The organism is Pseudomonas sp. IPO3778 (assembly GCF_013386825.1).
Classification (GTDB): Bacteria; Pseudomonadota; Gammaproteobacteria; order Pseudomonadales; family Pseudomonadaceae; genus Aquipseudomonas.
In genome coordinates this window covers 36,151-51,233 of the sequence record NZ_JACARC010000012.1, presented here as the reverse complement: position 1 = coordinate 51,233, position 15,083 = coordinate 36,151, and the positions used below count along the sequence as shown (strand labels likewise).

Here is a 15,083-nt window from a genome sequence, read left to right as displayed (position 1 = left end):
GTGTCATTCGCCGACCATGAAATTCGGCCTCCAGGGAAAGAACAGCCATGAAAAAGTTGATCAAAAGTACGCTTGCCCTCTCTATGGTGGGCGCTATCGCCCATACGGGGCTGGTCAGCGCGGCCACGTTTGTCGGGGAAGGAACGGCCGCCGGGGCGCAATGTGTTTCCCAGGGTGTCAATAATTCGGGCGTTGTGGTGGGCACCTGCACACCGGGCAATTCTTCCGGGCCATCGGTGGCGTGGGTCGCGATCACTGCCGGCACTGAAGTCCCGTTGCAGCCGCTGGTAAGCGGCCAAGGCTGTACTGCCTTGGCTATCGACAATAATGGGCAAATAGCCGGGACCTGCAAAATGGCGGACAACCGGTCCACCGCTGTAATTTGGAACAGCTCAACACCAAGTGCTGCACCTGCCGCATTGCAAGCGGTCTCGGTACTCGGCACAGGATTGCTGCCCGAAGTCCGCACTGCCATCACCGCCTTCAACCAGAGCGATGTGTTAGGGGGGGCAAGTTTAAGTGGTACTAATGTTGCGACAGCAGTCCTGTGGTTTTCGGGGAGCACGGCGCCGCTTCAGGTATCCGCGCTGCATGACAACTGCTTTGTCGCCGACTTTAACAACACACCTATAAATGGAGTGCCTAGCGTTGCTCTCAACTGCCCGAATCCCGGGTCCAGTAACACCGTCGCCAAAGTCGTGCAAAAAACCGGACTGCTCGGCACGCTCTTTACTACGACGTTGCCCATACCGGCCGGCAGCACGGGTTGCAGCGTAAGTAGCGTCAATGATGTGGTGCAGTTTGTCGGCACCTGTCACTTCTCGGCTCCGGATGTGCCCCATGCCGTTTACTGGGCCAGTCCAAGCGCCACCCCGGTTCAACTGAGCAGTATCAGCGGCGTGCCGGGTACACCTCGAATCGCCGGGCTTCGGTTGAACAATAACGGAAATGCCGTTGTGTCTTACCAAGACAGTAATGGCCACGGCCAATTGGCTTTTTGGACACCCTCGACGGGTATCACCCAATTGATCCCGATGCTTGCGGGCGGTACGCACATAGGCTTTGTGGGGTTGAGTGATAACAACACCGTAGCACTCACCAGCGAAAACGCCGGTGAGCATGCTCAGGCCGCTACCTGGACTTCTACGACCGGCACCGTGGCTATTCCACAATTCAGCGGCGGTCAGGAAAGCCGGCTGACGGCGATATCGTCGAACGGCACCTACGCGGCGGGAGGTGCTGAGGATAGCGTTGGTACCGACGACGCTGTCGTTGCAACGCTGCCATAGACACTAAGCTTTCCTGTTAACCAGATAAGTCTGATACAGGCGGGGTGATCCCTCTTGCTACCGTCGCCACCGGGTCCATCAATCGGATGGCGTTGGTATCAGGTGGAGTTGGGTTTGCAAAAGAAAATCGCAGCAGAGTTTTTGGGGACGTTCTGGCTGACGTTCGGTGGCTGTGGCAGCGCGATACTTGCCGCGGCGTTTCCGGAATTGGGTATTGGTTTTGCCGGTGTTGCCCTGGCCTTTGGCCTTACGGTGCTGACCATGGCATACGCGGTGGGAGGCATTTCGGGCGCGCACTTCAACCCGGCGGTGACCATCGGCCTGTGGGTTGGCCGTCGTGTGCCGGGCGTTGATGTCGTGCCCTACATCATTGCCCAGGTCGCGGGCGCAATGGTTGCTGCCGCCGTGCTGGCGCTGATTGCCAGCGGCCGGCCAGACTTTGAAATGGGCGCGTTCGCCGCCAATGGCTATGACCACCTGAGCCCCGGGCAGTACAGCCTGCTGGCCGCGTTGGTGGTTGAGGCGGTGGCGACGTTCTTCTTTGTGTTCATCATCATGCGCGTCACCGGTCCGGGTTCGGCCGCGGGGTTTGCGCCGATTGCGATTGGCCTGACACTGACCCTGATCCACCTGGTGGCCATTCCCGTGACCAACACCTCGGTCAACCCGGCGCGCAGCACCGGGCCGGCGCTATTTGCGGGAGGGGAATACCTGATGCAACTGTGGGCGTTCTGGCTGGCACCGATGGTCGGTGCGGTGGTGGGAGCTGTGGTGGCGAGGGCGGTGACCTGTCCAAAGGAAGCGTAAGTCGACGAGAGGGGGGGCACGTGGATGTTGCTTGCCGACTCCCTCCGTTTCGGGCCAGGGACGGCAAGCCAGGCGGGATCTTCAGGGCAGTGAGAATTGTAAAAGCGCGCCTCCGAGGGTTTCGGTCCCGTTGGTTCCCTGCAAAAACAAAGCGCTCTCGCTGTTGTCTCCAGTACTGAGAGCGCCCCAATCGACAACAATAATATTGCTGTTGGTACTGATACCATCCAGACGAAAAGCCCCGAATGTATTTTGAGCGTCGCCTAGATTGAGCGGCTGCGCCAAAGCGCCCCCACAAGCAAACAGTGTCGCTATAATCGTTATTGCAAAGACCGTTCTACTACCCGGCCTGGAATCTGTTGGTTGAGTGCGCCGACTGTTGGGTTGCATGACGGATAACATATTCGCTACTCCTTTCTCATGCCTGAGTTATGGCACAAAAAAAAGAAATGACAACTGTCAGAGTTGACAGGTTGTGGCGGCAGTAAAAAGAGAGTAGCCGACCTGTAAGAGCCATCCCTACCAACTGACCCGCACCCCGGCATTGCCGCTGACACCTTCAAACGCATTGCTGTCCAGTTGGGTGTTGTAGTCCGCCGCCAGGTACACGCTGACGGTGGACGACAACTTGGCGACAACCCCTACGCCCAGGTCGGCGGTGGACGACTTGTGATCGGTTTTAATCCGGTCGACATCGTCGTACGTCACGGTGTCGCTGCCGCCAAAGGTGCGCCACGCGTTGACCCGCACATAGGGCTCGATGGGTGTGTTCTGCACCAGGTAACGCCCCTTCAGACGTGCGCCCAGGCGGCCGGTCCAGTAATCCTGGGAATCGAAAGACACCTTGGAGATACCGTCGTTCTGGCTGTCCATGTCGATGTGCTGGTTGATCACTTGCACTTGGGGTTCCACCACCCAATGATCGGACACGGCAATGGGATAGCCGGCTTCTGCCGACAACGCCAGCGCATGGCCTTTGTTGTCGATCTTCACGTCACGGTCGGACTTGCTGTCACCGTCAAAGCGCGTGCCCATGGCCACCAGGTCCACATACCAGCCTTTGGGGTCGGTCAGGGTCCAGTAGGCGCCGAAGTTATCGCCGTCCAGTTTCACCCGCCCGGAACGGGTGTCCTCAAAGCCCATGGCGAAGCCTTTGATGTCACCTTGCAGGCGGCTTTGGCCGATGAACAGACCGAAACGCTGGGTCTGCCCGCCGCTGGTCTCGGCGGCGTAGAGGTCATGGCCGACCTGATAGCCTTTGATGGAACCGTCGAAGCTCGGCGAGACGGTGCCTGTCCAGCTTTTGTTGAAGTCGCTGCCATAGGCGCGGCCCCAGCCCGCCGGCACTGCTCCGGTTTCGCTGAGCAGGCTCTGTTCGCCCTGCCGGTCATGGAAGGTGCCCAGGGCTTGCAGCGTCATTAATTGCGCGGCGGGGACGACCACCGAGTACACCGGCACTTCGAGGCGATACAAGGGGATTGGCTCGGCGCCGGCGATGGCGGATGGTAAAACAGGGTTGCTGGCGGCCGACTCGGGCGAGTTGGCCGCTGCTTCCTGGCTGGGCGGTGGAGCAGGGGGCTCAACCGGCGCGACGGGCTGTGCGGTCGGTGGTTCCACGGGCGGCTCATCCGGGGCGACCACCGGCGGTACCGGCGGGATGGGGGGCACGGGCACCACCACCGGTGGCGTAGGTGGCACCGGCGCAACTGCTGGCGGTTGCACGGCAACCACCGAGGAGCGCAAGTACCAGTTGTTCTCCGTGCCTGCGGTGACGCCGCCCTTGAACAGCAGGTATTCGTAGGCACCGGCAGACACCGAGCCTTTCAGGGCAAAGGCGTCGGTGCTGCTGGTCGCTCCATTGAGCGCTTGCACCACCTCGATCCCGTTATTTTGCGTAAACCCGCCCGCGCCGCCGAGGTTAGTCACGGCCAGCTGGGTATGCCCGCTGATGGTACCGTCGGACACCACCAGCTTGTCGCTGGCGGAACTGTCATCACCGAGTACCGATTGCAGCCACAGTTGGCCGTTGTTGCCGACATAGTTGCCATACACCGTCAACGTGTCCGTGGCGCTGTTGCTGCGGCTGGTCATGTCGATGGTGCCGGCGTTATTGAGAGTCGCCAGAGCGCCTGCGGTGTAGGGGCGGATGCTGCCTTGGGTAACGCCCAACGTGCTGCTGCCGTCGATATTGAAGGTGCCGGTATTGCTGCCGCTGTCGCCGAGGAAAAAGTCTGCGGCCAGGTCGAAGCGTGAGTTGTTATTGAGGTTGACCGTCTCCCAACCGATGTAACGCGCGGCGGTACTGGACGTGGTGTTGTCGAAGGTCAATTGGTCGTTGCCCAGGCCGCCGTCAATCGAGGGTGTGGAGCCGAGCAGGGTTTCATTGAGGCCGCTGAGCAGCGCGGTGTCGTTGCCATCGCCCATCAGCACGGCGGATTTGATCTGGCCGCCATTGGTCCAGTTGAAGGTGTCATTGCCGACGCTGGCGCGAATCTCGCCGTTGATCACGCCACCACTGATGCTGATGCTGTCATCGCCGCCACTGGTGCTGATGTTGCCGCCGATGGAACCCCCGGAAACGATGATCGTATCGGTACCAAAACCGGTCACCAGGTTGCCGAGGATCGCCCCGCCAGACATGTCATAAATGTTGTTGTCCAGCTTCATGTCGACCCGGCCGATGGTGCCACCGGTCTGTTGGGCCACATCACCGTCTTCGAATGCACCGACGATGGTGCCGCCGCTCATGAAAAAGGTGTCACGGCCATCGCCCTGGGCAAGGGACTGGATCTGCCCGCCACTCATCACGAAGTCGTCGATGCCGGTGCCTTGCTGGACCGCGCCGGTAATCAGCCCCGAGCGGATTTGCACCGCGTCCTGGCCGGTGCCAAAGGTCACGCCGCCATTGATGGTACCGGTGCCACCTGCCGGCAGAATCAGGGTGTTATTGCCCAGCAGGTCAGTGAGGCCGGTGCTGCTGCCACTGTCACAGGTATAGGTGTCGTTGCCCGGGCCCGGGGTGAGCACGCATGCCGCTTGGGCTTGCTGGGGCGTGAGGTAATGCAGTGAGAGGATGCCGACAGCCAAAACGGCGCGAGGAGAGAAAGTCCGTTTATTGCGCATTTATCTGCCCTGCTTTTGTTATAAAAAACGATACATTTCGTAGGGTTTAGTACAGATCCTCGCGCATCACATGACTTTCGGACAGACGACATAATGGCTGAAAGCCACATATTATGTGGCTTCAGGGTGGCGCATTGGGTGTGAGCGGGGTGCCTGTCAGTCGAGCTGACGACGGTAGGGCAGGTCCGGACCGGTCTTGCCGCAGGTGAGTGCCGCTGCGCGAATGGCGAAGGTGAGCATGCCGTTGATCTGCTCGCGGGTCAGCTGTTGCAGGCCTTCCACCGAGTCCAGTTGCTGCTCGGTCAGCCAGGTGATCAATGCCGCCTGGAAGGTATCGCCAGCACCCACGGTATCGGCCATGACGACTTTTACGGCCGGCGCTGACCACGTGCCGTGCTGACGGCTGAACACGGTGGCGCCGTCGCCGCCACGGGTCAGGAACACCAGTTGGCAACGGTGCTGCAACCAGCCTTGCAGGACGCTTTCCGGTGTCTGGCCGGGGTAGAGCAGGTGCAGGTCTTCATCGCTGACCTTGATCAGGTCGGCATGCTGGACCAGTTCGGCCACACGGGCACGCCACAGCTCGATGTTCGGCTCCGGGTTCAGGCGCACGTTGGGGTCGAGGCTGATCAGGCGCTTGCCGCTTTCCCGGCGGACCAGGGCCAGCAACGTGTCGGCAATGGGCTGCACCACCAGTGAAAACGATCCGATATGGACGCCACGCACTTCGTCGCCCAATGCGGGCAAATGTTCAAGTTGCAGCTGGCGGTCGGCGCACCCTTCACCGCGAAAGCTGTACTGCGGTGAGCCATTGGCCCCCACGGCGACCATTGCCAGCGTGGTGGGCGCGCAGAATTCCAGCAGGAAATCCTCGCGCACGCCTTCCTCCTTGAGCACCTGCAACAGGCGCCGGCCCAGGTAGTCGTCGGAGATCCCGGCGAAAAAGCCCGCATCGATTCCCAGGCGGCGCAAACCCACCGCCACGTTGAACGGCGAGCCGCCGGCAATCGCCTTGTAATTGACCCTCGACGCCTTGCCGCTGGCATCGTCCTCGCTGAAAAAATCAAACAGCGCTTCGCCACATACCAAATACATATTCGTTCGCTCTTAAAGGGATGCCACGTGCTGTTGATAACGCTCATAAGCCTGCTGGTAGGCGCTGACGCTGCCGGCATCCGGCAGGGTGCGGCTGGCCGCGTCGACGCTGACGCAGCGCTGGCACAGCTGCGCCAGGCTTTCACCGGACTGGCACCACGCCGCCTGGATCGCCGCGCCCAGGGCAGCGGCTTCGCTTTGTTCGGTGCAGACCACTTCGGTGTTCATGATATCGGCAACCATCTGGCGCCACACCGGGCTTTTTGAACCGCCGCCAATCAGGCGGATGCTCTGGCTTTCGAGGCCGGTCTGGCGCAACAGGTCCAGGCCGTAGCGCAGGCCGAAGGTGGTGCCTTCAACCACCGCGCGGCACAGGTTGGCGCGGGTCAGGTTGGTCATGGTCAAGCCGTGCAGGCTACCGGTGGCGTGGGGCAGGGCGGGCACCCGTTCGCCGTTGAGGAACGGCAGCATGCTCACGCCGTCAGCGCCAATCGGGGCCGCGGCTACCAAGGCGTTGAAGGCCGCCAGGTCGAGGTCGAACAGCTCACGGATAACCCCCGTGGCGTTGGTCAGGTTCATGGTGCAGATCAACGGCAGCCAGCCGCCGCTGGACGAGCAGAACGTTGCCACTGAAGCCTGCGGGCTGACGTTGGCCTGATCGGCGAAGGCATACACGGTGCCGGATGAACCCAGGCTCATGGTGATCACGCCAGGGGCGATGTTGCCGGTGCCGATGGCGCCCATCATGTTGTCGCCGCCGCCGCTGGAGACGCGCGCATTCGGGTTGATGCCCAGGCGTTCGGCGATGGCAGGCAGGACAGTACCGACGGTTTGATCCGCTTCGATCAGTTCAGGCAGCGCGGCTTCCAGGCGGCCTTCGGGGTCGATGTGGCGCAACAGCGCGAGGTCCCATTCCCGGGTGCGCACGTTGAAATAACCGGTGCCGGAGGCATCACCGTATTCCGCGCAGGCGCGACCGGTGAGCCAGTAGTTGAGGTAGTCGTGGGGCAGCAGGATATGGGCGATGCGCGCGAAAACGTCCGGGTGCTGTTCGCGGGTCCACAACAGCTTGGACACGGTATAGCCCGGTGCGATGGCCACGCCGAGGCGTTCCAGGGAACCACGCTCGCCGCCGAGGTGCTGCAGCAGGCGATCGTTTTCCGGTGCGGTTTCGGTGTCGCACCACAGCTTGGCCGGGCGCAGTACCTGGCCCTGGTCATCCAGCAGCACCAGGCCGTGTTGCTGGCCGGAGACGCCGATGGCGAGGATGTCCTGGCCGTCCACGCCGGCCTGTTGCAAGGCGCGGTGGGTGGCTTCGGTGAAGGCGTCCAGCCACTCCTGGGTGTGCTGTTCGCGGCGGCCGTTGGCGCCGCTGATCAGGCTGTGGCTGGCGGCGCCCAGGCCCAGCACGTTGCCGCTGGTGGCGTCGAGGACGACCGCCTTGGTGCCCTGGGTGCCGCAGTCGATACCGAGGTAGAGGTTTTGCTGGGTCATGATCGTCGCTCAGCAGTGTTGTTTTTGGAGTGAGAATGCGATCAAAGTGGGAGCTGGCTTGCCTGCGATGGCGGTCCTTCAACCAGCAACTATGTAGCTGATACACCGCTATCGCAGGCAAGCCAGCTCCCACATTTTGATTTGGTTCTGTCAGTGGATATTGGCGAGCAGCCGCTCCAGCGTTTTGCTCACGCCCACATCCTGCAGGCTGTTGAAACACCGCTCAAACGCTGCCACAAACTCGGGCGAGTTGGGAATAGCCGTACCAAAAATCTCTTCCACACCCAGCAACCGCTGGCTGATCAACCCGTCTTCCGTCACCAGCCCCTGGCAAAACTCGGCGCGGGGATCCGGGATGCGATAGATCACGCCATTCTCGTCCACGCCTTTCAAGTACAGGGCCCATGCCGCCACCACCAGCGCGGCACGCTCGGTCTCGCGGCCATCGGCGATCAGGCGGTTGATGGTCGGTACGGTGAATTTGGGAAACTTCGACGAACCGTCGGAACACACGCGCTCCAACTGATCGGCAATCGCCTGGTTGGAAAAACGGTCCACCAGGGTCTGTTTGTAGTCGGTCAGGTCGATGCCCGGCACCGGTGCCAGGTTTGGCGTCACGTCCAGGTCCATGTAGGCGCGCATGTAGGCCACGAAGAGTGGGTCGTTCATGGTCTCGTGGACGAAGCGATAACCCTTCAGGAAGCCCAGGTACGTCAGCGCCAGGTGGCTGCCGTTGAGCAGGCCGATCTTCATTTCTTCGTAGGGCGTCACGTCATCGGTGAACTGCACGCCCACCGTCTCCCAGGCCGGGCGGCCGTTGACGAATTTGTCTTCCAGCACCCACTGCACAAACGGTTCGCACACCACCGGCCAGGCGTCGTCGATGCCGTGTTCGTCGTGCAGTTGCAGGCGGTGGGCGGTGCTGGTCATCGGCGTGATGCGGTCGACCATGGCATTGGGAAAGCTCACATTGGCCTTGATCCAATCATGCAGGTCAGGGTTATGCAATGCGGCGAAGGCCAGCAAGGCCTTGCGGGTCACGGCGCCGTTGTGGGGCAGGTTATCGCAGGACATTACGGTAAAGGCTGGAACGCCGGCGGCGCGGCGCTGGGTCAACGCGGCGCAGATAAAACCAAACACGGTTTTCGGCGAGCCGGGGTTGGCCAGGTCGTGCTGGATCTGCGGCAGGTTGGCCATGAACTCGCCGTTGCTGTCGTCGATGCAGTAGCCGCCTTCGGTGATGGTCAGCGAGACGATGCGAATTTCCGGGCTGGCCAGCTTGTCGATCAGCGCCTGGGCGCCGTCTTCGGCCAGCAGCATGTCGCTGATGGAACCGATAACCCGCACTTCGGTGTTGTCGGTGTCGCCCAGTTCATACAGGGTGAACAGGTAGTCCTGGCCGGCCAGGTCGTCCCGGGCCTTGCGGTCTTCAGCGCGCAGGCCGACACCGCAGATGCTCCAGTCCAGGCCCACACCCGTGTTCATCAAGGCATCGGTGTAATACGCCTGGTGGGCGCGGTGGAACCCGCCGACACCGATATGGGCGATGCCTTGGCGCGTGTCGGCAATCGCATACGCCGGCAGCTGTACTTCAGGGGCCAGTTGCGTGAGGTTTTGCTTGTTCAGTTTCATCGGGAAATTCTCGCGAAATCAGGCGGCAGCGCGCAGGGGGCGGGCCACGGCAACGCCGTCAGCGTCGAACAGATGGCATTGGGTCGGGTCCAGGTACAGCTGCAGGGTTTCGCCGTATTGGCTGGCCATGTCGCCGCGGATACGCAGGGTCAACGGCTCTTTGCTGGCGGTGATGACGTGGCAGAACGTGTCGCTGCCCAGGCGCTCGCCGACGTCGGCGGTGACGGTCAGGGTGGCCTGCCCGGGGGAGGCGATTTCCAGGTGTTCCGGACGAATGCCCAGGGTCACCGCGCTGCCGACGCTCAAGGTTGCGCTGATCAGGGGCAGGCTGATGCGGCCGCCGGCGTCCAGTTCGAGTTCACAGCCCTGGGCATCCACGCGGGTCACCTTGCCTTTGAGGAAGCCCATTTTCGGCGTGCCCAAAAAGCCCGCCACAAACAGGTTGGCCGGCTGGTGATAGAGCTCCAGCGGCGAGCCCACCTGTTCCACACGGCCGCCGTTCAGCACCACCACCTTGTCGGCCAGGGTCATGGCTTCAACCTGGTCGTGGGTCACGTAGATCATGGTGGCTTGCAGCTCTTTATGCAGGCGCGACAGTTCCAGGCGCATCTGCACCCGCAGGGCGGCATCGAGGTTGGACAGCGGTTCATCAAACAGGAAGATCTTCGGGTTGCGCACAATGGCGCGGCCGATCGCTACCCGCTGACGCTGGCCGCCCGACAGTTGCTTGGGCTTGCGCTCAAGCAACGGGCCCAGTTCGAGGATGCGCGCCGCTTCGTTGACTTTGCTCTCGACAATTTTCTTGTCGATACCCGCCAGGTCCAGGGCAAACGACATGTTTTTACGCACGCTCATGTGCGGGTACAGGGCGTAGGTCTGGAACACCATCGCCAGGTCACGCTTGGCCGGAGTCACTTCAGTGATGTCGCGGCCATCCAGTTCGATGGTGCCGTCGCTGACTTCTTCCAGGCCCGCAATCAAGCGCAGCAGGGTGGATTTACCGCAGCCCGACGGGCCGACGAACACCACGAACTCCTTGTCGTTCACCTCAAGGTCGATGCCCTTGATGATGGACAAGCCTTCAAAGCCTTTTTGCAGATTCTTGATTTTCAGGTTGGCCATGATGGGCCTCCGCTTCTAAATATGTTTGAAGGAACCGTTACTTCACGGCGCCGAAGGACAAGCCGCGGACCAGCTGTTTCTGGCTGATCCAGCCAAAGATCAGGATCGGCGCACAGGCCAGGGTCGACACGGCAGACAATTTGGCCCAGAACAAGCCTTCGGGGCTGGAGTAGGAGGCGATCAATGCGGTGAGTGGCGCGGCGTTGGACGACGTCAGGTTCAGCGACCAGAACGCCTCGTTCCAGCACAGGATCAGCGACAGCAACACCGTGGAGGCCAGGCCACCCTTGGCGATCGGCAGCAGCACCCGGACCATTTCCTGCCACAGGGTTGCGCCATCCAGGCGGGCGGCTTCGAGGATGTCCTTGGGGATGTCCTTGAAGTAGGTGTAAACCATCCAGACCACGATCGGCAGGTTGATCAGGGTGTAGATGATGATCAGCGCGATGCGGGTGTCCAGCAGGCCAAAGGTCTTGGCCAGCAGGTAGATCGGCATCAGCACGCCCACCGGCGGCAGCATCTTGGTGGAGAGCATCCACAGCAGCGTGCCCTTGGTGCGCTTGGTCTCGTAGAACGCCATGGAGTAGGCGGCCGGTACCGAGATCAGCAGGCACAGGGCGGTGGCGCTGAACGAAATCAACACTGAGTTCCAGGCGTAGCTGAAGTAGTTGCTGCGCTCGTTGATGTGCAGGTAGTTCTCCAGCGTCGGCGTGAAGATGAACTGCGGCGGCGTGGCGAACGCGTCGATTTCGGTCTTGAAGCTGGTCAGCACCATCCAGAAGATCGGGAAGAAAATCAGGATCGCGATGGCCCAGGCCAGGGTACCGAGCAACACGCTTTGCAGGCGGCGGGATTGTTGAAGCGTCATGGCGCGGCCCTCAAGGCTTGTCAGTCAGGTTTTTGCCGATCATCCGCACCAGGATAATCGCCGCGATATTGGCGATGACCACGGCAATCAAGCCGCCGGCCGAGGCCATGCCCACATCGAACTGCACCAACGCCTGGTTGTAGATCAGGTAGGCGAGGTTGGTCGACGCGTAGCCGGGGCCACCGTTGGTGGTGGTGAAGATTTCAGCGAACACCGAGAGCAGGAAGATGGTTTCGATCATCACCACCACGGCAATCGGACGCGCCAGGTGCGGCAGGGTCAGGTGCCAGAAGATCGCAATGGCGCCGGCACCGTCGAGGCGGGCGGCTTCCTTTTGTTCCTGGTCGAGGGACTGCATGGCGGTCATCAGCAGCAGGATCGCGAAGGGCAGCCACTGCCAGGACACGATGATAATGATCGACAGCAACGGGTAATGGGCGAGCCAGTCCACAGGCTGGGCGCCGAACAGCTTCCACACGTAGGCGAGAATCCCCGACACCGGATGGAAAATCAGGTTTTTCCAGATCAGCGCACCGACGGTGGGCATGATGAAAAACGGTGAAATCAACAACACCCGCACCAGGCCGCGACCGAAGAACTCGCTGGCTTCCAGCAGGGCGCTGATCAATACACCAAACACCACGCTGATCAGCAACACGCTGCCTACCAGCAGCAGGGTGTTGGTGGCCCCGGGCAAGAAGCCCGAGTCGGTGATGAAGTAGGTGAAGTTCTCCAGGCCCACGAATTGGTTTTCGCCGGGGTAGAGCAGGTTGTAGCGAATCAGTGAGAAGTACAGGGTCATGCCCAGCGGCACGATCATCCACAGCAGCAACAAGGCCACCGAGGGGCTGACGAGGAACCAGCCGGGGTTGATCAGGCGGCTTTTACGCGGCGTGTCCGGCGTAGCGGTTTGCACTTGGGCTGTGGTGGTATTCATGGTGATCAGGACCAGTCAGGTACATGCAGAGCGAGAGTCGAAGCGCGGTCAATGTGGGAGCTGGCTTGCCTGCGATGGCATCAACGCGGTCTGACTGACAGACCGAGGTGCCTGCATCGCAGGCAAGCCAGCTCCCACATAAAGTATTACGGTGGTGTGCCCGGGTTACTTGGGATAACCGGCCCGCTTCATTTCGCGTTCGGTGAAGGTCTGGGAATCCGCCAGGGCTTTTTCCACCGTCGAGCCGCCGGTCAGGGCGCTGGAGAAGAACTTGCCGACCTGGGTACCAATCGCCTGGAACTCAGGAATGGTCACCAGCTGGATGCCCACATACGGCACCGGTTTGGCCGACGGGTCTTTCGGGTCGGCGACTTTCAGCGATTCCAGCGTCACCTTGGCAAACGGCGCCGCCTTCATGTATTCGTCGCTGTAGGTCGACTTGCGGGTACCTGGCGGTACGTTGGCAATCCCGTCGGTCTTGGCGACCAGTTGGCTGTATTCCTTGGACGTGGCCCAGGTGGTGAACACCTTGGCGGCGTCCTTGGCCTTGGAGCTGGTTGGAATCCCCAGGGACCAGGAGTACAACCACGACGTCCCTTTCTCGGTTTTCTCGTGGGGTGCAAAGGTGAAGCCGACGTGGTCAGCCACTTTGCTTTGGGTCTTGTCGGTCACAAACGAGCCGGCGACGCTGGCGTCGACCCAGATCGCGCACTTGCCGCTGTTGAACAGCGCCAGGTTTTCGTTGAAGCCGTTGCTGGAGGCGCCCGGCGGGCCGGATTTCTTCATGTTGTCGACGTAGAACGTCAGGGCGTCTTTCCACTCAGGCCCGTTGAATTCAGGCTGCCACTTCTCATCGAACCAGCGCGCGCCGTAGCCGTTGGCCAGGGTGGTGATCAGCGCCATGTTCTCGCCCCAGCCGGCTTTGCCGCGCAGGCACAGGCCGTACTGTTCTTTGTCTTTGTTGGTGAGTTTGGCGGCGAATTCGCCGATCTGGGTCCAGGTGGGGTGCTCAGGCATGGTCAGCCCGGCGTCCTTGAACAGGTCGGTGCGGTAGTAGGTGATGGAGCTTTCGGCGTAGAACGGCAGGGCGTACAGCGAACCCTTGACGGAAAGGCCATCACGTACGGATGGGAAAACGTCGTCCAGGTCGTAGGAAGCAGGCAGGTCCTTCATCGGTTCCAGCCAGCCTTTGGCGCCCCAGAGTGCAGCTTCGTACATGCCGATGGTCAGCACGTCGAACTGTCCGCCCTGGGTGGCGATGTCAGTGGTGAGGCGTTGGCGCAGGACGTTTTCTTCGAGTACCACCCAGTTCAGCTTGATCTCCGGATGCTCGGTCTCGAAGGTTTTCGAGAGCTTTTGCATGCGAATCATGTCGCTGTTATTGACGGTGGCAATGGTCAGGGTTTGCGCACCGAGACTGACGGCACTGAGGGTCATGCAGGTACAGGCAAGCAGAGCTTTAGCTGTGAACTTCATCGCGCACTCCATTTCTGCGCCCAGGGGCTACAGAAGGACAGTTATTGTTGTTGTGTCTTCCACGACAGCTGGAAGAGTGTGCGTTGATTACAGCCTTCAATTGGCGTGCTGACAAATCCTTGGGAGCACTTTTAGTGATACTTTTTTGCACTTGGTCGGAAAAGAGCTGAAACGGTTTACTGTAGGAGCGAGCTTGCTCGCGAAAAAGGTACATCCACCGCAGCGATGCGCCTGGAATACTTTCGCGAGCAAGCTCGCTCCTACAGGGGGGGAAGGATTAAGCCAGATTCTGCTCGGTCAGGCGCTGCACGGCCAACCGCCGGTAGTGGGACGGTGTCATGCCCTTGAGCTGCTGGAACCGGCGATTGAAGTTGGAGATGTTGTTGAAACCCGACTCAAAGCACACATCGGTCACGGCTTTGTCGCCATCGGCCAGCAGCTCGCAGGATTTGCTGATGCGCAGGCGGTTGACGAACTCGATGAAGGTGCGCCCGGTGGCCTGCTTGAACACGCGGGAGAAGTAGGTGGGCTTCATGCCGAGGTAGTCAGCCACTTCCTCCAGGGACAATTCCCGCGCGTAGTGGGCAAAGATGTAGTCCACCGCCCGGTTGGTGCGGTCGATGCTGTGTTCGTCCGCCAGTTGCGGGGTGGTCACGCCGGAGAGCAACTGGTAGTCCTCGCAGGCGCTGAGCACTTCCATCAGGATGAAGAAGTGCCCCAGGCGCGCCATGCCCTGGGCGTCCTCGATGCGTTGCATCAGGGTCATGGCCTGGGCGATGGTCTTTTTGCAGCGGAATTCGATGCCGTATTGCGCCCGTTCCAGCAGTGGGGCCAGGGTCTTGAGCTCGGCGAAGATCTGGCCGCCGCCTTCAAACAGGTCGTCGGTGAAGTTCACCAGCATGTCGCGCTTGGGCACCACTTCGTCCTCGGCCACCTGGCTGATCCAGTTGTGGGGCAGGTTGGGGCCGGTGAGGAACAGGCTTTCCGGGTAGAAGTTGCCGATGTAGTCGCCGATAAACACCTTGCCGGAGCTGGCGACGATCAGGTGCAGCTCGTATTCCTTGTGGAAATGCCAGCGCACCAAGGGGCACGGGAAGCCGTGTTGGCGATAGATGATGGACAGACCGTTGTGATCGTCCATCAACTCGTAGGAAGGGTCGGTGATTCTCGCTGCTCGGGTCATGCTGCCGTCGCTTTATTGTGGTTGCGAAAAGGATAATGCCCCCTTGCGCGCCACCTC

Annotated in this window: 11 protein-coding genes; 2 read left to right on the top strand and 9 right to left on the bottom strand. The window is 61.0% G+C overall.

Annotated elements, in window-relative coordinates; all coding sequences use genetic code 11:
* Window positions 1–47 precede the first annotated feature (47 nt).
* Both HX855_RS03945 and aqpZ read left to right on the top strand, forming a co-directional pair.
* Window positions 48–1,289, top strand: a complete 1,242-nt coding sequence (locus tag HX855_RS03945) for a hypothetical protein (RefSeq protein WP_177088930.1) — start codon at window positions 48–50, stop codon at window positions 1,287–1,289.
* A gap of 114 nt (window positions 1,290–1,403) precedes the next feature.
* Window positions 1,404–2,096 (top strand): aquaporin Z, encoded by a 693-nt coding sequence (gene aqpZ / locus HX855_RS03940; RefSeq protein ID WP_177088929.1) that lies wholly within the window; start codon window positions 1,404–1,406, stop codon window positions 2,094–2,096.
* Between the two features lie 519 nt (window positions 2,097–2,615).
* On the opposite strand, the gene HX855_RS03935 is transcribed toward aqpZ, so the two are convergent.
* The 9 genes from HX855_RS03935 to HX855_RS03895 all read right to left on the bottom strand — a co-directional run bounded on the left by HX855_RS03935 (window position 2,616) and on the right by HX855_RS03895 (window position 15,026).
* Window positions 2,616–5,219 carry an autotransporter outer membrane beta-barrel domain-containing protein gene (locus tag HX855_RS03935; protein ID WP_177088928.1) on the bottom strand — a complete coding sequence of 868 codons (2,604 nt, stop codon included), beginning with the start codon at window positions 5,217–5,219 and terminating at the stop codon, window positions 2,616–2,618.
* Between the two features lie 156 nt (window positions 5,220–5,375).
* Window positions 5,376–6,314 (bottom strand): carbohydrate kinase, encoded by a 939-nt coding sequence (locus HX855_RS03930; protein ID WP_177088927.1) that lies wholly within the window; start codon window positions 6,312–6,314, stop codon window positions 5,376–5,378.
* A gap of 12 nt (window positions 6,315–6,326) precedes the next feature.
* Window positions 6,327–7,808 carry a xylulokinase gene (gene xylB, locus HX855_RS03925; RefSeq protein ID WP_177088926.1) on the bottom strand — a complete coding sequence of 494 codons (1,482 nt, stop codon included), beginning with the start codon at window positions 7,806–7,808 and terminating at the stop codon, window positions 6,327–6,329.
* A 150-nt stretch (window positions 7,809–7,958) separates the two neighbouring features.
* Window positions 7,959–9,440: a mannitol dehydrogenase family protein gene (locus tag HX855_RS03920; protein WP_177088925.1), complete on the bottom strand. Its 1,482-nt coding sequence runs from the start codon at window positions 9,438–9,440 to the stop codon at window positions 7,959–7,961.
* A gap of 18 nt (window positions 9,441–9,458) precedes the next feature.
* Complete coding sequence (locus HX855_RS03915) at window positions 9,459–10,562, bottom strand: ABC transporter ATP-binding protein (protein WP_177088924.1); 1,104 nt, start codon at window positions 10,560–10,562, stop codon at window positions 9,459–9,461.
* Between the two features lie 37 nt (window positions 10,563–10,599).
* Complete coding sequence (locus HX855_RS03910; RefSeq protein WP_088424302.1) at window positions 10,600–11,430, bottom strand: carbohydrate ABC transporter permease; 831 nt, start codon at window positions 11,428–11,430, stop codon at window positions 10,600–10,602.
* Between the two features lie 10 nt (window positions 11,431–11,440).
* Window positions 11,441–12,367 (bottom strand): carbohydrate ABC transporter permease, encoded by a 927-nt coding sequence (locus HX855_RS03905; protein WP_177088923.1) that lies wholly within the window; start codon window positions 12,365–12,367, stop codon window positions 11,441–11,443.
* A gap of 165 nt (window positions 12,368–12,532) precedes the next feature.
* A complete protein-coding gene (locus HX855_RS03900) occupies window positions 12,533–13,843 on the bottom strand; it encodes a sugar ABC transporter substrate-binding protein (RefSeq protein ID WP_177088922.1) in 1,311 nt (436 codons plus the stop codon).
* 277 nt (window positions 13,844–14,120) lie between these two features.
* On the bottom strand, window positions 14,121–15,026 hold the full coding sequence (locus tag HX855_RS03895; RefSeq protein ID WP_177088921.1) for an AraC family transcriptional regulator: 906 nt from the start codon (window positions 15,024–15,026) through the stop codon (window positions 14,121–14,123).
* Window positions 15,027–15,083 lie beyond the last annotated feature (57 nt).